An 18702-nucleotide genomic window follows, 5' to 3' on the forward strand; every position below is an offset into this window, starting at 1 on the left:
AGCCATCGTTCTACTTTAATTTCTAAGCTTAAAGCATTGATAATCTCAGCTTAAAATTATAATATTAATAGTATTGACACTGTGACGCGGTAAAGAGCACGGAAAGGAAGTGCGACTATGAAGATATTAATAGTAGATGACGATGAATCCCTTCGTACAATGATGAAAACCTTATGCGAAAAAGATGGATTGAAAGCTGATACCGCAGTTGACGGGCGCGATGGCCTCTATTTATTCAACAAGCATCATTACGACATACTTATTGTGGATTATCACATGCCGATTATGGACGGCTTAGAATTTGTTCGGCAAATCCGCTACGAGAACCAGCAAATCCCTATTTTAGTACTTACAGAAGATGACCGTCAGGAAACAGCGGACAGATTCATAAAAGAAGGAGCGACTGACTTTTCCCTGAAGCCGATCAAAGCTCTGGATATCATCTCCCGCATTCACCTTCACATTCAAATTGTCAACATGAGACAGCGTCTAAAAGTAGAAGAAGATGTATATACCGCAAAAGGAATCAGTAAAGGGACCCTTGACTCAATCGCTGCTTACCTTCAAGATCACCATACACCAAAATCAGTGGATGAAATCTCCTCGAGTGTCGGCCTTGCTTACCCGACGGTATACAGATATTTGATGCATTTGCTGGAAGAAGGAAAAGTGAAACAAGTCGTCCGACACCAGAAAATCGGCCGCCCAAAAAAATTATATGAATGGTACACCCACTAAAAATGAAAAGAAACGCCCCAGGTCGACTGGCGGCGTTTTTGTTTGTTCAATGAGACAGTCACTTATACAAGTCCACACTTATTTTGCCTCTTTAGACGGCTTGTCCGCCCCCATATTTCCCAATAACAATTCACACCTTCCCGTGGTAACATATATATAAGGAATCTTTCTTCTTTAGTCGAGGAAGGAAGATAAAACCGAAGTCCTGATTTCGCTTCCCGTGTTGTTGTCAGTTGCATCCAAGTTACTTATAACATGTCAGGAAACGAAACCGTTCCCACAGACGGCGATTCCGCAGGGTCTGGCCGATGCTGAGGGAGCTGTTCACTATTTGACCCCCCTTTTTCCAATAGCCGGTAGCCTTCCAGGTTACCGGCCCTTTTTTTCCTTAAATAGAAAATAACCCCTCCAGCCTGCCCCTCCCTTCTCATTTAAAAGGAATTGAACATGGGAATGTAGAATGTTTGAATTACAACTAAAAAAAGAGAGGGATACCCCATGCTGAACTATTATAATCGATTATCCACAGAAATCTATGCTTTCGATAAACCAATCGGCCACTCATTTGGTGATGTTGAATATTACTCTCATCGGTTATCTAACATCGATGGTAAAATCCTGGAACCTGCTGTAGGAACTGGGAGAATTCTCATTCCATTGCTGGAGAAGGGTTTAGACGTAGAAGGGTTTGATATATCTAGTGAAATGCTGGAGGTATGTCAACGCAATTGCGAAGATCGACAGCTCTCTACACACTTGTTCAAGGCATCTATGGAATCCTTTCGATTGGATGAGCAATATGCTGCTATTATTATACCGACAGGGACATTTTTACTTTTGGAGAAACGAGAAGACTCCCAGAATGCCCTGAAAAATTTTCATCAGCATTTAACTCCGGGAGGACGATTGATAGTGGACATCTTCATACCTAAGGAATTTCCTGTCGGCCAAGTGTTTACAAGAACTTGGGAATTACCTGCTGGAGAGGTGGTAACCCTTGAAGAAAAGCTGATTGATGTAGACTTCATCAACCAAGTGACTGTTTCTCATAACCGTTATGAAAAGTGGAGAAATGGGACACTCATCCAAACAGAATTGGAACGCTTCCCATTGAGGTGGTACGGAGTTGAAGAATTCAGATTGCTTTTAGAAGCTTTAGGATTTGAAAATATAGTGATATCGAGTAATTATGAATACCGTAAAGAACCTGGTTCCGATACAGAAACGATCACTTTCGAAGCGCAACGGAAAAAATAACTTCTATAGGCTTTGTTGCTATCGCTGAGGCTTCTGCGGCTAGCCCCCGCACAATTTCAGCTCAATAATGCTTGCCAACGGTTCGCACCCCCATCCATCCCTGCAAAAAGCAGGGAAACCGTTCTAAATAATTTAAAATTAACAAGAAATTTTTACAAAGCATAAAAAAAGAAGCCAAGTCCATTGACTCAGCCTCTCTCATTAATTTTATTTACGGCGAAAAACCTCAAAGAAATCGATGAAAGCCTGCACCATCGCTATCGATTGAAAAGTGATCAAGCTTAACGCTGTTAATGAGAAAAACCCGATAAATAGAAACCTCGCAGCATGGAGTCCATGTAACCAAGCCATTTGATATTCCTCCTTATGGATAAACCCTCTTATAGCGGATAAACTCATTTTACTCCTCTTTCAATTTTTTTCAATGAGTTTCTTTGTCGAACGATTTTAATCATCGATTTGCTTGTACATTCCCCACCAGGGGCGAGCCCTTTCAAGCTGACCCGCCAGTCTGAATAATAAAGCTTCATCTCCAAAACGCCCCATAAAATGTGAGCCGATTGGTAAATTATTTTTTCCCCAATAAAGCGGCACGCTCATCGCAGGTTGTCCTGTTACGTTAGCAACGGGAGTGAGGTGAGCATAATTGGAAGATACTTCAAGAATATCATCCACATGTTTTTGGTTCCCGTTATATTCTCCAAGCTGCAAAGGAGTTCTTGAATTTACTGGGTGCAGCAACACATCATAGGTTTCAAAGAATTGATGAACCTTTATACTTTCATCAAATAAAAACTGCCGTGCTTCTTCATATTCGAAAACCGTGAATCTTTCACTCTTCTCGATCATGGTATAAAGCAACCGTTCGACGTTTTTTGATGTGATTTTTTTATTGTTCAACCTGGCCGCATTTTTTACTGCCAGAGCTCCCCCTACCACCCATACCGTCACATAGGCATTCATAAAGCGGTGAAGATCGAAATCAGGGTAAGCGATTTCTACGTGGTGGCCGAGTTCCTCACAAAGCTCTGCCGTAGACTGGATGGCACGCTGCACTTCCGGATCAATATCCATGAGAGAACCGAAATCAGCCATATAGGCTATCTTCAATGGAGGTGGATCCTCTTCTGTATACCTTTGAAAAGGAGCCCCCTTTTCTGGTGTAGAAAACGAATCGCCAAGCTGTGGCCCTTCAAGGACGTCCAATAAAGCAGCACTATCCCTTACCGATCTGGTCACCGCATGATGCACAGCTAAGCTGTTAATCCGCATCGACATCGGGGTGCGGCCGCGGGTCGGCTTTAAACCGAACAGGCCGCAGCAAGAGGCTGGGATTCGTATTGATCCCCCTCCGTCACTGGCATGAGCAAATGGAATCATACCAGAAGCAACAGCTGCCGCGGCTCCTCCACTTGAACCTCCAGGAGAAAAATTAGAATTCCATGGGTTTTTAGTGAATCCGAGATACTCAGACTCGGTAGCAGGCGTAAACCCAAACTCAGGCGTATTTGTTTTTCCGATGATGGATAGTCCAGCTTTTTTGTAGCGTCGTACAATTTCGTCGTCTGCACCGGCATAAAAACCTTCCATGATTTTCGACCCTAAGGACAGCGGCTCCCCTTTCACGGCATTAAGATCCTTTATGAGAAAAGGAAAACCTCCGAATGGTCCTTTAGATTCATCCCATTCACCATTAAAATTATCGAACATTGTATGTACGACCGCTTGTAAATCAGGGTTCTTTTTTATTAGCTTTTCTTTATAATGCTCATTGACTTCTGATAGTTTCAATTGATTTTTTTTCAGGAGTTCAAGCTGTGCCACTCCATCTAATTGATTGAGGTCATGAATCATGAAACCCCTCCTCTCGTAAAGTGCACGACTACTTATGCCCGGTCAATTCATGCTGCAACTTTTCCATAACCTCTAAGTACTGGAGCGTAGCCTTATGGAAACCTTCAAATGATTCATCCTGTTCAACTGCTTTCATGAATGCTTCAACTTGCAGGCTGTATTGGTCGCCAAATTCAGTAAAGCTCTGTTCCCCATTCTCATTAACTACCGTAATTCGGCCCTGGTGATTCTGCTTATCAGGGCGGTATGCATCATGTACGGTGATAATCCCCTTCGTTCCGATCACTTGATATTCATTTCTAGCGGCCGCGTCAAACCCGCAGTCAATTTGAACCAGAACACCATTTCCTAATAAAAGCGTGGCTGCAGTTGATGTATCAATACCTAGTTTCGGATCGATTTGGCCGAGGATCGTAGAATTTAGCACTTCTTCATTCATTATGTTCAACGCGGAGTGAACGCCATAACAGCCTACATCCCAAAGAGACCCTCCGCCTTTATCAGGGTCGAGACGAATATTATCATTCGATTGGTCGAAATGAAAAGAAAAACTTGCACGGATGAGGGAAACTTCCCCAACCTGCCCTTCTTCGATCAGTTGTTTTACTTTATTATGCTGAGGATGGAACTGATACATGAACGCTTCTAAAAAGTGCACGTCATTAGCTGCACAACATTCTATCATTTCCTCCGCATCTTTCCGTGTTAGCGCGGCTGGCTTTTCACATAGTACGTGTTTACCCGCACGAGCAGCTTTTATCGTCCATTCCTTATGTAAATGGTTGGGTAACGGAATATAAACGGCCTCAATGTCTGGGTCCTCCAGAAGTGCTTCGTAAGTATTATAGGTTTTAGGAATATTGAATTGCTCGGCAGCTTCTTCTTCTTTTCCACTATGACTTGCAATAGCTGCTGCCTCCACACCTTCCGTCCGCTGGATGGCTGGGATCAGTGCCTTTTTTGCTATATTTGCTGTGCTCATGATTCCCCATTTCATAAATACAATTCCTCCCTATTCATCTAGTTTGTCTAAGATTATACCACTTCTCCTCAACTTCACCGAAGTCCTGAACCACCTATTTTAATCACTATGACGAGTATTCACCTTTCTTAAAACCGGTAAGGTGTTTTTCACCGGTTATGTCCCATTCACTGTTCTGCTATAAGCTGCTTTTTGAACAAGGTCATTCAATTGGTCGGACATAGCCTGCAGTGAATAGGCATGAGCATTGATTTGCTCCATAGAATCTTTCTGCTGTTTTGAGGCTGCGGCAATTTCACCATTTTGTGTTTCAGCGTATCTTGCGAATGAGGCGAACTCTAAAAATGATCGAGCCGCCTGCTCAGAGCCAGCAAATAATTCTTCGGAGGCAGCACTGACTTCCTGGATTTGTCTCTCAACCTTCTCTGTGCTGCCTACAATTTCTTCAAATAGGCTCTGGGTGTCTTTTATAGTTTCATTCCCTTCTTCCATTTCCACCTTACTTTGATCAGATGAGAAAACTGCGTTTGAAATTTGGGCCTGAATCTCCTCTACAATACTAGAAATGTTTGCTGCTGCTTTTTCAGACTGGGAAGCTAGTGTTCTTACTTCCTGGGCAACGACACTGAATCCTTTTCCAGCCTCGCCTGCTCTTGCCGCTTCAATGGCAGCATTTAATGCAAGAAGATTTGTCCTCTCTGTAATGCTTGTAATTTCAGCACTCATGCTGCCGATGTCTTTAGATCGTTCCTTCAAGCTGATTATTATATCAGATGTGTCACCCATTGTTTCCTGAATGAAACTCATTTCCCTGCTCGTCTGATCCAGTGAATCTTTTCCTTTTACAGCTAATCGTTTTGTTTCCGAAGCAGCTTCTGATACAGCAGCAGTACTCTGTGTCATTTGTTCAATTCCTTGCTGAATGTCTTTTATACTTAACATGCTCTCTTCCGCTTTTTGAGTATGACTCTGCGAATCCACATTCATCTTTTCAATAATTGAATTTACATGGGCAGAAGCATCTGAAGAATCATGGGATGAATGGTGCAGTACCTTCACCGTGTCCAGTACTTGGAGGGAGGCTTTCTCTACATTGCTCAACATCTGTGTCAATTGGGCTTCCATAGTCGATTGCTCAGCCTGGATTGCATCCACGAACATATTCTTTTTATAAACCTGAAAGGAAGTTCCTGCTGAAGTAAGAACAAGATAAAAGGCGTGCAAAGCGAACATCACCCACGAATAATCGGGAGAACCGTAAACAAATTCTGTACCTGCGAACATAGCTGTCAGATGCTGGACAGCAAATATACCGCTCATCAATGTAATCAATTTGACCTGATCGTAGAAAGCAATTAATGCTATAACTAAAAATATAGAGAAATGATAAACCACCATCCCCTCACCACTCACGATCATGGCTATACTTATAGAGGTCAGCATAACCGTTATGAGCCAGGGAATACTCTTGTGTTCATTGTTATATCTGTACATGGCTAAAGTGCTGGCAAACAAAAGGATAGGAATCATTAAACCTATGTATAAAGCTACGGAATATCCATCCATGCCAGGTTGGCTCCAATTCATCGGGTGCATTCTATGGAGCGCCTGAATTCCAATAGTAATTAAAATCCCTATCCCCGAAAATATCAACATCACTTTATTTTTTTGTGCAATCATATACCCATCCCTTTCTTTGGAACTGCTTTATTATGTTTTAAGACTTTTGATTTAGGTAATTATACACCCAACACGTATATAACCTTTGTATGATATTCATAAACCTTTTGTAAATTATTCTTTGGAGATTAGCTTTGATCAATATACGGTCCAATAGATTTAAGAGATATTCGTTTATTAATTATCCAAACGGGAATCCTATAAATAATTTAAAAAGCAGGCATTTCATAAGAGGTAATCAATGGTAAGTCAGTAATCAGGTAGACTTGATTCAGAGGTTTGTTTGGGAGAAGAATCACTTGGGAAAGGCTCGCTCTCGGGCTTTTGTACTCCGGGGTCTCACTCAGCACTAATTCCCCTCGGGACCTTCCCCGTCCCAAACGTTCCTCACGATATAATTGTGTTGGAAATCACCCCTGTTCAATCCAATCTAACAAGGTGAAAACAGCGGCCAACAAACTACTATGAACAGTTCCATAATCTCTTTATGATCATGGAATCGTAACATCAGATTACCGTAGGAGTTTTGGAAATGGCGGGACTTCTGCAAGAATGTATAAACTAGCTCCGGCCCGAAAAAGTTCTCACCCTTTCTTCTCTTTCTGTTCGGATTTCACCCCAAAGGAACTCTTTTTCACGTGAAACAATGCTTCAGATGCTCCGTCTTACAATACGCATAAGTTCTAGGAAATTGCGAGAACCCTATGGGATGACAGTACATACTCAGACCTCTCAGGGCACTAGTTCAAGGCAATTCGACCTATGGCCATGGAAAACGACAGGCTTCAAACTTCACTCTCAGGAACGAAAATGTGCAAAACCTGGTCTACAGATAAGAGAGCTTATATGAAAAAATAAATACTTAAAGTTACCAGAGACACTTTAAAAGGAGATGAATAAAGTGCACACTCACCCGCTTCGCAATTCATTGCTCGCTGCAGCCTTCCTTTTTTTCAATAGCTTACCCTTCTTCTTCATGAATGGGATTGTTGTTGAAAATATAAGCCGAAGTGCTATTGCTTTTGTCTTCATCCCTTTGTGGATCATATTCGCCAATAAACATTCTCTTTGGTTCCATAAATCCTTGCGCTGGGTTGTTACGATGAGTCATAAGCTCGCGGCAAGTATAGCTGTATTTACAATAGGTGTCCTTCTCAGCTATGAGGCTTTGAACTTGATTCCTTCAAGAGCAGGGTTCATCTTCCACCTGATCATACTTAGTTTAAGCTCTCTTATTTATTGGGCCCCGCTACTTTTAAGATGTACGTTTTACAAAGAAAGAGCTTTTTCTGATCGCGCTGTTTATTTCGCCATAACTACTGCCTTGTTTTTCATTTATCACCAAGCTGCTTTTTTATATTATAAGAGTTCTCCCACCTTTGCTTTCATGGCTGCCGGGCTGACCGTCATGATCTTCACACTCCTGCATCTATGCATTAAATGGCATCAATCAGAGAAAACGATAGATCGAAGCACCGTGGAAGGGTATATCCGTCCACTGGAAAAGAAATCATAAAAAAAGACAGGCCTTATGCCTGTCTAAAAAGGGTCATTATCTAGGTGTCATAAAGTGCTGCGTCCAATACGTGCCGTACCTGTCACCACTCTCTTCAACATACCCGACTCCGATATGTGTAAAATCTTCTTTCATAATATTCTCACGGTGACCTGGACTATTCATCCAACCTTCCACTACTTGTTCGGGACTACGCTGTCCAGCCGCAATGTTCTCTCCTGCAGACCAATAAGAAAAATCATATTGGTTCATCATGTCAAAAGGAGACCCATACGTAGGTGAAGTATGATCGAAATAATCATTATCCGCCATGTCTTGTGATTTCAAACGAGCTAAGTCACTTAATCGATCGAACATTTCCAAAGGCTCAAGCCCTTCTTTAGCCCGTTCCTCGTTTACTAGCTCCACAACTTTCTCCTCAAATTCTGAAGGGTCCTGTGAATCTAAAGAGTCAGGGGATGACTGCTCATCCTCATTTACTTCTCTTTCATCTTTATCTAACTGCTCAAATTCCCGCTGCTCAGGTATATCTTCTTCTGGAGGAAGTTCTTCAGGATTGAACAATTTTTCTAAATTCGATTCAAACTCCTCAATCGTTATGTCTTGTTCAGACAGCCATCCTTTTATATTGTTCGTCCATTTTTCAAACGTCGATGGGACATTATTTTCTGATTTCCACAGTTGATCAGCTAAGGCTGGAGTGGCAATAGATACCATAAACAAAACAGCGGCAAAGACAAACAGGTACTTCTTTATCATAAATGTCCACTCCCTGTGCTTATTACCTTAAGTATTTCATGACTACATTCCATCCACAAGTGACTACCGAAAGAAAACCTCAGTGTAATTGATGGTTCTCTCTCCAACTATTTCTATATTACCCTTTTCTCCTTTAAACTAAAACAATTCTCCCCTTACAGTGTATGTAAGGGGAAAGCTTAATGTATCCTAATATTTCCTTTGATGATGGAAGCTCGGTTCAATGAAAAGTCCAAATCCCGGGCAAACTTCTTCAGTCGTTTCTCTTCCACAGGATTGACTAGAGAAATGACTGTTCCAGCCACAGCTCCGAGCCTGGCAGTGCGACCGGCACGATGGATATAACTTGCGCCGTCATTTGGAACATCCAAATTAACAATGTGCGTGATATCTTTAATATCGAGCCCCCGTGCTGCAACATCTGTGCCAAGTAGTAAATTGTACTCGCCATTTCTGAATCCACGTAAAGCCTTAGCGCGCTGTTCCTTATTTGCCTCACTATGAATCAATCCAAGATCCAGACCTTTAAATTTTAATTTTTCTTCGTAAACACTCAAACTGGCTATATCTCTCATAAAGGCAAGCCCTTTAAAGTCTTCCATTCGTGCAAGCTTACGCAGTAATTCTATTTTGTCGCGGTCTTCACACGAAATATAAAGGTGCTGAACATCAGGCTTCAATATTTCTTCCTCTACACGAATGACTTCCGGTTCCTTCATGAATTCTTGAGCCAGAACTTCAACCTCTTCCGGGAGAGTGGCCGAAAAAAGCAGAATTTGTCTTTCTTTCAACGTACTCTTTATAATATTTTTGACCGTTTGCAGGTGTTCAGGAACGAGCAGCTGATCGGCTTCATCAAATACTAATGTTTTAATTTCGTGAGCCTTCAATTTTTTCTTTTGAATCAGTTCGTAAACGCGTCCGGGAGTACCTACTACCAGCTGAGGCTTTTTCTTCAGCTTATCAATTTGCCGTTTCACATTGGCTCCTCCAATGAGCGATATACTGTTCACACCGCTTCCTTTGGACCAGAGCTGTACTTCCTGATGAATTTGCATAACCAATTCATGTGAAGAAGCTAAAATGAGAACTTGTGTATGTTTTTTCTCAACATCTATCTTTTGAAGCAGCGGGATAAGATACGCTAAAGTTTTGCCGCTTCCTGTGGGAGCCTCCGCGACGAGGTCCTCACCGTTTAGGATGAATGGGATACTCTCCGTCTGCACAGCAGTCGGCTGGGTGAATTGAGACTGCTCCCATACCTCTTTAGTTGAAGGCAGCATTTCCTGCAGCCATGTCGGTTGATTTGATTGAGTCATCGTAATATATTCTCCTTTTCATTAAGGCTTTGTTAAAGTTCCGTGTTGATATTCATATAAGCTCCCTCGTAGTGGAAGACTCAGTTTCGAGATGTCCGTGCTGTTTCCGTTATGTTTAACAGCGGGAAGAGCTCCGGGAAATCACTCTCTTTCCGTGGGAGCGCAGTGAGCCTCCTCGAGCTTCGCTCTCCGGGGTCTCACCAAGCACTCTTTTCCCACAGGAGTCTCGCGATTTCCCGGAGCTCTTTACGATCATTAGTAGAACGGAAACCTCTTTGATAAAACAGAGAATCGACGAACCGAGGAAGAATTTAAATCATGAATATTTTCACTCAGAACATGGCTAGCGGTAGACATACACCACCTCCAAACATGTAGTGTGTCATACCTAAATAGAAGTAGCTTCTCTCTTTAATTAAATACGAACATTGGCGTTAAATACTGAGGGTCGTAACAAAGAGCTCTGGTTAAAAAACTGAGGTGAAAGCAATATTTTCATTTCGAAGGAATCGGGAAGACGCTCTTTCTTATGTGAGGGTTCGTTTCTCACCTTCATCGAATGGGGGTGTTGTGAAGCTGCGAGCCTCCCGTGGGAGAAGGATGTAGGCGAGATCCCACAGGAAAGCGAGTAGCTTCACACCAACCCCTGACTCTCAACACGGCAACGAACCCATACTATCTCGAAATCAAGTCTTCTGCTATCCTGCCATATTGCTGAATAACTAACTTATCAATATCAACAACCACCTCTAACATTGCCTTCATAAAAAACAGGCCTCCACATAATGCTATGGAGAGACCTCTTTACGCTCTTTATTCTTATTAATGATTATACCATAAAGGAGAACGAAACATTCAGATGAACTACTGTTTTTCGATATAATCCTTCATTTTATCCAAGTGGTTTTGATCCTCTTTCTTAATGATCTTTTTGATCATCGGCTTAGCCAGCTTATTTCGTAAGCCCTTAGTAAATAATTCACCTGTGAAACTGATCTTCGTCCCTTCCGTCGTTTCTAGAAAAGTATAATGATAATGGAGTTCAAGACCGTTTTGTTCGCTGCTCGCTGTATACGACTTGTTGGAATCAAAGTCCGTTATCTCTATAGTGGAGGCCGCCCTCCTGCCCCGTATCTCCCGAACTTCCTTAAATTGATACCCTTTTCTTACTGGTCCTTCTGTCAACGGTTCCACTTCAACGACAGCTTCCATGATTTGTGGGCTTATTTCGAAATTAGTGGCTGTTTGAAATACTTCTTCAAGAGGTTTTTTGATGATAACAGTACGTTCTAGAAAAGGCATAGTCTTCCCTCCGGTTACAATTGGTTGTTGTAATAATAATTCGTCATGGATCTTTCAAATCCTTTTCCTATGTATGAACTTTTCTTAGATATCGACGCACGGAACCACAAAGCAGCCAAGACTGATGCTTGGCTGCTTTTTTCAGAACATTTCAGGACTCAATATTTCAGGAAAGTACATCGCAACTCCTGGAATGAATGTAATTGCTAAAAGAACGACTAATACAATCGCTATATACGGAATAACCGCACCAAACGACCGTTCAATCGGCAGTTTGCCAATTTTAGCAGCTAATAGCAGACATAAACCATATGGCGGCGTCACTAGTCCGATAGCTAATGTCATAATCGTTATGATTCCAAGAAGAACAGGATCGATTCCAAAGGTTTCAGCTATTGGAAGAATAACTGGAATGAACAAAATCATCGCAGGAATTGAATCCATGAAGGTCCCTACAAATAAGAAAAAGGCGATGACAATCAATAAGAAGACCCATCTACTATCGATGTTGGAAGCAAAAAATTGTTCAGCCCATGCAGACAACTGATAGTAGCTCATCAATTCTCCCAGTGCATTAGCAGCGGCTAAGGCAAATAGGGATAGCGAACTCAATCCGAGTGTATCTCCTAATATCTTAGGAAAGTTTTTTAACTTCAACGTTTTATAGTAGAACATCCCAATGATAATTGTGTAAATTGATGCAAAAGCAGCAGCTTCTGTAGCTGTAAATATACCTGAAATAACTCCTCCAATTAAAATGACAGGGGTCATCAGGGCTGGAATGACATCAAGGAACTGCTTAATAAAATTGTTAAAAGATGCTCTTTGGTAGACAGGATAATTTCGTTTTTTGGCAAGGATATAAATCATAATCATCATTCCTGCTCCAATCAGCACACCGGGGATGATTCCCACTAAAAATAAAGCACCGACAGAGACATTAGTTAAACCAGCAAATATAATCATAGGAATACTTGGCGGTATTATGACTCCAATTGTTGAAGAAGCTGCAGTAACACCCACTGCCGTCGCATTGTCATACCCTTGCTTTTTCATATTCGGGATAAGGATCTTTCCCACTCCTGCCGTATCGGCTTGTGATGCTCCCGAAATCCCTGCAAATAACATCGAAACAAGTATATTTGCGTGAGCTAGTCCTCCCTTTATGTGACCAACAATCGATAAGGCGAAATCGATCAGCTTTTGGGAAATCTGCCCGCTGTTCATTAAATTGGCAGCTAAAATGAACAAAGGGACGGCAATCAATACAAAAGAATCAAGCCCATTAAGCATTTTCACCGGCATTAAAGCTTCAGGAGTGTAAGGGATGTTCATAAAGCCAAGAAGGGCGACAATTCCGATAACAAAAGCGATGGGAATTCCAATCACTAATAAGAGGACGAATAAACCGATTAATAGTAATCCGATCATTGAACCGACTCCTCCCTCTTAAAAGTGGTGATATTGGTGACCATATGAGCAACTGTATAGATGACCATAGTCCCTGCCATAATCGGAATAGAAATCCATACATAACCCATCTTCATTTCAGGGATTGACTGCCACCTGAAATTCCAGAAACTATCGACTACAATCACCCCTAGTACAAACAGTGCAAAACAAAACAGCAAAAGGATTAAATCATTAAGGAGATAAAGAGACTTTTTCTTTTTTCCTTTCAGTTTGTTCAACAGAAGATCGAATTGGAAATGTTCTCTTCTGTTAAGCATGACGGCGGCCCCCATGAAAACCGACCAGATAAATGAATAAGTGGCCACTTCTTCCGTCCATATAGCCGATACTCCCATGTAACGGGTGATGACCTGAAAAACGATTGTTACGAAAAACACAACGAGAAACAGGATACCCAAAGTCAATTGTATTCGTTCAAGCATTTTGATAAACATCTGTTCATCCCCTTTTTTAAGAGTCTAGCGAACCGTCTTCTTAATCTTTCAGTTCTCTAATCTCTTGTAATAATTCCGTGGCACTTTCACCGATGTCTTCAGCTGTGTGTTTATGTATCGGTTCAGCAAGATCTATGAACGGTTGACGGTCAATCTGATTTATTACAGCTCCATCGTCTAAAGCTTGCTGCTTATATTGTTCTTCCTGTTCCGTATCCACATTACGTTCTTCCTCAACTGCCGCTTCGGCAGCCCGCAACAGTATATCCTGCTGCTCTTTTGAATACTCGTCGAATTTGTTTCCGTTCGTCAGTAAAAATCGTGTCGTGTAGTCATGAGCCGTTTCAGTAATGTATTTCCCGTTTTTCGTTTTATGGTGGTTTTGCTGTACAAAGTAAGGATAGGAATTCTCTGATGAATCAACGACCCCTTGCTGCATTGCCTGGTATAACTCTCCCCATGCTACTGAGGTAGGGACAGCACCTGTCTCTTCCCAATAATCAGCGATGGCTCCTGAAGTCTGCGTCCGAAATTTCATTCCTTGAATGTCTTCCATCGACTCCAGCGGCTTTTTTCCATAATAATGACGTACGCCTGCACTCCAATAGCCAAGCATTTTAAAATCATTGTTAGACTTTTCATTGATTGCCTGAGCCACTTGCTCTCCCACGTTTCCATCCACAGTTTTTTCCCAATGGTCATAATCTTCGAAAACGTAAGGCATCGCAAAAAGGTCTATTTCTCTTATTCCTGTTTGTGCCATGAATCCAGGTGAAACAAGAACGACGTCGGCTCCTCCTAGTTTCAGCTTTTCTACCAGCTCGGATTCACTGGTTCCTAAAGTACCGGCATGGACTTCCACCTCAATTTTCCCGTCTGATTCTTTTTCTGCAACTCTCTTGAATTCTTCCATACCGTACTGATACGGACTCTCTGGAGATGTTTGGTTATGGGCAGCAATGACTTTAATTTTACCGTCATCATTCTCGCCATTTGCCTGCGTGCATCCTGTTAGAATCAGAAGCGTGAAAACTATTAAAGATAATGAGCATACTAGATTTCTCATAGGTCATTCCCTCCTTATTCGGGGCATTATTGAACGCGCTTACATTAAATTGAAAAAATTAAAGAGCAGAAGCGTTTTCGGTGTATTTTTTGGCGGTCTCCGTCAACTGTCTATAATCTTCTTCCGTATGAAGCTTAGACGCGGATACTAGCTGGCTTCCTATTCCCACCGTTTTTACTCCCGCTTTAAAATATCCTGCCATATTATCGATATGAATGCCCCCAGTAGCCATAATTGGAATGTGGGGCAGCGGACCTAGAACATTTTTTATATAATCAGGGCCCATGGTGCCCGCAGGAAATACTTTGATCATATCTGCTCCTGATTCAAACGCTTTCAAAATTTCCGTAGGAGTCAAGGCTCCTGAAATACAAGGAATTCCGTAGCGGTTTGCCATACGGATCGTTTGTTCATTGACTGTTGGAGAAACAATGAACTGAGCTCCAGCCATAATGACAGCCCTTGCTGTTTCAGCATCTAATACTGTCCCCGCTCCAATCAGCAGGCCATCATGATTTTCCCTTGCTTCTTTGATTAAGTTCTCAACGTCTGGAGTTTCTGCGGTTATTTCTATAGCTGTAATCCCTCCATCATAGAGGGAGCTTAATATCTGGTTAATGTTTTCGAAACTTGCTTTTCGGATAACTGGAATAATTTTCGCTTGTTGTAAGGCTTGCATCTCGTCCACCCCTATTCAAGATTTGCATGACGGCCAGTCATTTCTTCATTGGTCGTTTTTTGTGATTGATTGACAGTATATATAATGATGGCATCTAAAAGTAAATGCAGAGACTGATCGAATTGGTTTCCCAGCGGCTGGATCGTATCTGGTTCTTCTGGCAGCCGCTTCTTCGTCGCAGCTGGAATGGTCAGTACGCTGTGACTGGATGCAGCTAATCTCGATGAAGCATTGGTCGTAACGGCCGTAACGGCCGCTCCTTGCTCTCTGGCTTTTTCAGAATAATTACATATGGATTCAGTAGAACCTGAGCCGGAAATAGCAAGTAAAAGGTCACCTTTGTCTATACTTGGTGTAATTGTCTCTCCCGTTACATATACGTCGTACCCCGCGTGCATCAGTCTCATAGCAAACGCTTTGCCCATAAGGCCGGAGCGTCCTTCTCCTGTTACAAAAATACGTTTTGCCGTCTCGATCGCCTTAGAAAGCTGAATCGCTTGTTCTTCATCTGTATTGGCCAGTACCTGACTTATCTCATGTGCAACGGTGTGTATTGTATGTTTCATAATGTTTAATAGCCTCCTTGATCTGTTTTGCTGCTTTCTTGCGATCTTTCTGCTTTGTAATCGCCCCTCCGACAATTAAAGTGTCAGGACGATGTGGCAGGACATCCGGAAGAGAGTGAAGGTTGATTCCCCCAGCAACAGCAACTTCCATAGACGAGTTTTTGACTAGGTCGAATAAAGATTGATCCATGCTTCCACTCTTCTGCATATCCTTACCAAAATGAAGACTGACCAGGTCGACACCTAATCGCTCCAATTCATGAATCCTTTCTTGCTCCGTCACCCCGAGCAGATCCACCATGACACGCGTGTTATATTCACGGGAGACATCTACCATATCTGTAATCGTCTGATCGGCTGAGTAAGCCATGACTGTTGTAATATCCGCACCTGCTTTAAAAGCCTGAACAGCTTCATGCTCACCTGCGTCACATGTCTTCATATCAGCGACTATTACGGCATCAGGATATCGACTTCGTATGTTACGTACAATATCCATTCCATATTCTTTGATAACTCCTGTTCCCACTTCGATCCAATCAACTGCCTCAATGGTATCTTCCAGTATTTCTCTACATTCATTGTCGGTTAATCGATCCAATGCTAATTGAAGCTTCACTATATCACCTCTCTACCCATTCTTTTTCGCCGAGTTTAACGAGCACGTCTTCCAACTCTGGCAATCCCTCGTTATCTCCGTAAACACTGACAACCATTGATCCCACCGTATTGGCGAACCTAAGCGTGCGTTTAAGAGTCCACTCTTGCAGCATTCCGTAAACAAAACCAGCGTCAAACCCATCTCCAGCTCCTACGGTATCTACTACTTTACTTGGCGGGACCGGTGGGCCTTTGAGAAGTTCACCATTGCGATAGGCTATCGCACCTTCCGCTCCCTTCTTTAGTACGACTGTCGAAATGCCAAACTCTTCACTAATTCTCTCAAGATCAGCAGAATCCTTAGTATTAAAAATCAACTCAGCTTCTTCGTCACCCGTTAATAAAACATCTGCCAGCGGCAATAATTCCTTTATCCCTAGTTGCGCTTCTTCTTTCGTCCATAGCTTCAGACGGATATTAGGGTCAAGTGAGATTTGTGCGCCATGTTGTTTAGCGATTATAGCCGCTTTTTTTAATAATGGAATGTTTTTAGCAGGATCAATCGCTGCAAAAACCCCGCTTATATGAAGTATCCTGCAGTTTTTCAGTGCCTCTTCATTTAATGTATCTTCAGTCAAAAACTGAGTAGGCGAATTATCGCGGTAATAAAAAGTGCTTCCACTTCCATCTTCCCTAATCTCTTTGAAATTCATGGAGGTAGGATAGCCTTCAAGCAACTTCACATTCGAAACATCAATACCTTCTCCTCTGGCAAAATTACGTATGAATTTCCCGAACTCATCATGTCCAAGGCGACTGATCCATCCTGTGTCCAATCCAAGCCTTGCACAACCTATAGCAAAATTGAACTCCGCACCTCCTGCTTTTCGTTCAAATGATGAAGCATAGCGCATAGGCCCATGATGTGATGGATTAAAAGTGATCATCGCATCTCCTATCGTAAGAACATCGTGACTCATGACTGAACTCCTCCTTTATCTGCTACAGACTCTCGAATCTTCAATTCAGGTTCGAAGCGATCGTCCGGCAGATTATCAGCTGGCTGCTTTTTATTTATTTTGTTTAACAAGACTTGAGCCGCAGTGGTACCCATTTGAAACGTCGGCTGAGCGATGGTTGTCAGCGGTGGATTGTAAAAGCTTGCGTACGGTACGTCATCAATTCCGATAATCGATAAGTCTCTTGGTATATTTAAATCTTTCTGTTTTACAAATTGAAGAATTTCTTTTAAAACGAGATCATTCCCTGCCAGGATAGCTTCTGGTGGTTCATCGAGCTTCCACATGTCTTCGAGCGTTCCGTTCACTTGGTCAGGCTCGACGCTTTTCATATAATCTTCAGAAACTGGAAGTTTGTGTGAGTGAAGAGCCTTCTTGAACCCTTCCATTCTTTCAACACGTGGTGATACATTTTCCGTCGTTGAAGCAGTAATCATAGCTAACCGGCGATGACCATTGTTTATTAAATGATTCACTGCGAGTCCCGATGCTTTTTCATTGTTCAACATGACCGAGGATACCGGAATTTCCGCGACCGGTCTGTCCATAAATACAAGGGGATATTTTTCATCTAGCATTTTTCTGTAAAGCTCCCGGTTATTGCCGGTAGGAAAGATAATTAGTCCATCCACTTGTTTCGCTCTCAACATTTCGATATATTTTTTTTCTTTCGCCGGATCATCGTCTGCATTACAAATGATCGTATGAAAATCTTCCATGTTACAGGCATCTTCGATAGCACGGCTCACCTCTGTAGAAAATGTGTGGAGAATGTTCGCTACGATAACGCCAATCGTTTTAGTCGATTTTTGTTTTAGACTTCGTGCGACAATGTTCGGCTGATACCCCAGCTCCTCAATTGCCTGGGCTATTCTAATTTTCGTTTTTTCACCCATATAGTCATAACGTTTATTTAAATATTGAGATACAGTACTCTTTGATACATTCGCTTGATTCGCTACGTCTGCCATTGTTACTGTCTTCATTTCAACAACCCCGTATCCATCAATTTAAAAATTACTAAATCGGTTTAGTAAATCGATTTAGTTCAGTATAAGATGAATGTAAGCGTTTTACAACCCCTTTTAATAAAAAACTATAGCTAACTGTAGTAGTGATTTTCATATGAGTATGATTCAATTCGATAGGATTGCTGAAGGCTCGGCTTAAGACTCTCTGCTGATTCGACATCGTAATAAATTGACGGTGGAAAGGTAAAAGGCTCTCATATACCAAAGACGGTTTCGTTTCTCCCTTCATGATATTGGGGTCTTGGAAATGGTGAGACTCCTGCGGGAATGGATGGACTGGCTAGACCCCGCAGAGCGTTAGCTCGAGGAGGCTGGCCGTCATCCCCGCGGAAAGCGATCCATTTCCAAGACCCCATTTCCACAAACAAAAATAACGAAACGAGGTTATAGATAAAAGATTTAATAAAATTCGATATACTAATAAATC

18 protein-coding genes are annotated in these 18702 nt (G+C 42.1%); 3 read left to right on the top strand and 15 right to left on the bottom strand.

Annotation, left to right across the window (positions count from 1 at the left end; all coding sequences use genetic code 11):
- The first annotated feature begins 117 nt into the window (after nucleotides 1-117).
- Together O2Q26_RS07580 and O2Q26_RS07585 are read left to right on the top strand one after the other, a co-directional pair.
- Nucleotides 118-738, top strand: coding sequence for a response regulator (locus tag O2Q26_RS07580; protein ID WP_289215348.1), 621 nt, complete (start codon nucleotides 118-120; stop codon nucleotides 736-738).
- A 498-nt stretch (nucleotides 739-1236) separates the two neighbouring features.
- Nucleotides 1237-1995 carry a class I SAM-dependent methyltransferase gene (locus tag O2Q26_RS07585; RefSeq protein WP_289215349.1) on the top strand — a complete coding sequence of 253 codons (759 nt, stop codon included), beginning with the start codon at nucleotides 1237-1239 and terminating at the stop codon, nucleotides 1993-1995.
- A 207-nt stretch (nucleotides 1996-2202) separates the two neighbouring features.
- Here O2Q26_RS07585 and O2Q26_RS07590 read toward each other — a convergent pair whose 3' ends face one another.
- The 4 genes from O2Q26_RS07590 to O2Q26_RS07605 all read right to left on the bottom strand — a co-directional run bounded on the left by O2Q26_RS07590 (nucleotide 2203) and on the right by O2Q26_RS07605 (nucleotide 6511).
- Complete coding sequence (locus O2Q26_RS07590; protein ID WP_253934946.1) at nucleotides 2203-2346, bottom strand: hypothetical protein; 144 nt, start codon at nucleotides 2344-2346, stop codon at nucleotides 2203-2205.
- Nucleotides 2347-2442: 96 nt separating this feature from the next.
- On the bottom strand, nucleotides 2443-3849 hold the full coding sequence (locus tag O2Q26_RS07595) for an amidase (RefSeq protein WP_289215350.1): 1407 nt from the start codon (nucleotides 3847-3849) through the stop codon (nucleotides 2443-2445).
- A 28-nt stretch (nucleotides 3850-3877) separates the two neighbouring features.
- The gene (locus tag O2Q26_RS07600; protein ID WP_289215351.1) at nucleotides 3878-4846 is read right to left on the bottom strand and encodes a Gfo/Idh/MocA family protein; all 969 of its coding nucleotides are present in this window, start codon (nucleotides 4844-4846) and stop codon (nucleotides 3878-3880) included.
- A 141-nt stretch (nucleotides 4847-4987) separates the two neighbouring features.
- The gene (locus tag O2Q26_RS07605) at nucleotides 4988-6511 is read right to left on the bottom strand and encodes a methyl-accepting chemotaxis protein (protein ID WP_289215352.1); all 1524 of its coding nucleotides are present in this window, start codon (nucleotides 6509-6511) and stop codon (nucleotides 4988-4990) included.
- A gap of 901 nt (nucleotides 6512-7412) precedes the next feature.
- Between O2Q26_RS07605 and O2Q26_RS07610 the strand changes: the two genes are divergently transcribed.
- Complete coding sequence (locus O2Q26_RS07610) at nucleotides 7413-8027, top strand: hypothetical protein (RefSeq protein ID WP_289215353.1); 615 nt, start codon at nucleotides 7413-7415, stop codon at nucleotides 8025-8027.
- A gap of 36 nt (nucleotides 8028-8063) precedes the next feature.
- Here O2Q26_RS07610 and O2Q26_RS19130 read toward each other — a convergent pair whose 3' ends face one another.
- The 11 genes from O2Q26_RS19130 to O2Q26_RS07665 form a co-directional block, all read right to left on the bottom strand.
- A complete protein-coding gene (locus O2Q26_RS19130) occupies nucleotides 8064-8786 on the bottom strand; it encodes a CAP domain-containing protein (protein ID WP_390216032.1) in 723 nt (240 codons plus the stop codon).
- A 179-nt stretch (nucleotides 8787-8965) separates the two neighbouring features.
- Nucleotides 8966-10105 (bottom strand): DEAD/DEAH box helicase, encoded by a 1140-nt coding sequence (locus O2Q26_RS07620; protein WP_289215354.1) that lies wholly within the window; start codon nucleotides 10103-10105, stop codon nucleotides 8966-8968.
- A gap of 864 nt (nucleotides 10106-10969) precedes the next feature.
- Nucleotides 10970-11407: an SRPBCC family protein gene (locus O2Q26_RS07625; protein ID WP_289215355.1), complete on the bottom strand. Its 438-nt coding sequence runs from the start codon at nucleotides 11405-11407 to the stop codon at nucleotides 10970-10972.
- 141 nt (nucleotides 11408-11548) lie between these two features.
- Nucleotides 11549-12838 (bottom strand): TRAP transporter large permease, encoded by a 1290-nt coding sequence (locus O2Q26_RS07630; RefSeq protein WP_289215356.1) that lies wholly within the window; start codon nucleotides 12836-12838, stop codon nucleotides 11549-11551.
- Nucleotides 12835-13314, bottom strand: a complete 480-nt coding sequence (locus tag O2Q26_RS07635; protein WP_289215357.1) for a TRAP transporter small permease — start codon at nucleotides 13312-13314, stop codon at nucleotides 12835-12837. Before O2Q26_RS07635 ends, O2Q26_RS07630 begins: the two co-directional genes overlap by 4 nt.
- A 40-nt stretch (nucleotides 13315-13354) precedes the next feature.
- Nucleotides 13355-14380 carry a TRAP transporter substrate-binding protein gene (locus O2Q26_RS07640; protein ID WP_289215358.1) on the bottom strand — a complete coding sequence of 342 codons (1026 nt, stop codon included), beginning with the start codon at nucleotides 14378-14380 and terminating at the stop codon, nucleotides 13355-13357.
- Nucleotides 14381-14438: 58 nt separating this feature from the next.
- Complete coding sequence (locus O2Q26_RS07645; RefSeq protein WP_289215359.1) at nucleotides 14439-15059, bottom strand: bifunctional 4-hydroxy-2-oxoglutarate aldolase/2-dehydro-3-deoxy-phosphogluconate aldolase; 621 nt, start codon at nucleotides 15057-15059, stop codon at nucleotides 14439-14441.
- A gap of 11 nt (nucleotides 15060-15070) precedes the next feature.
- Nucleotides 15071-15625, bottom strand: coding sequence for a 6-phospho-3-hexuloisomerase (gene hxlB, locus O2Q26_RS07650; protein WP_289215360.1), 555 nt, complete (start codon nucleotides 15623-15625; stop codon nucleotides 15071-15073).
- A complete protein-coding gene (gene hxlA / locus O2Q26_RS07655; protein WP_289215361.1) occupies nucleotides 15594-16244 on the bottom strand; it encodes a 3-hexulose-6-phosphate synthase in 651 nt (216 codons plus the stop codon). The genes hxlB and hxlA overlap by 32 nt, the downstream gene beginning before the upstream one ends.
- A gap of 4 nt (nucleotides 16245-16248) precedes the next feature.
- On the bottom strand, nucleotides 16249-17205 hold the full coding sequence (locus O2Q26_RS07660; protein WP_289215362.1) for a sugar kinase: 957 nt from the start codon (nucleotides 17203-17205) through the stop codon (nucleotides 16249-16251).
- On the bottom strand, nucleotides 17202-18230 hold the full coding sequence (locus O2Q26_RS07665) for a LacI family DNA-binding transcriptional regulator (RefSeq protein ID WP_289215363.1): 1029 nt from the start codon (nucleotides 18228-18230) through the stop codon (nucleotides 17202-17204). Before O2Q26_RS07665 ends, O2Q26_RS07660 begins: the two co-directional genes overlap by 4 nt.
- Nucleotides 18231-18702: the final 472 nt, after the last annotated feature.

This window comes from Halobacillus campisalis (genome assembly GCF_030345335.1).
Classification (GTDB): domain Bacteria; phylum Bacillota; class Bacilli; order Bacillales; family Halobacillaceae; genus Halobacillus_A; species Halobacillus_A campisalis.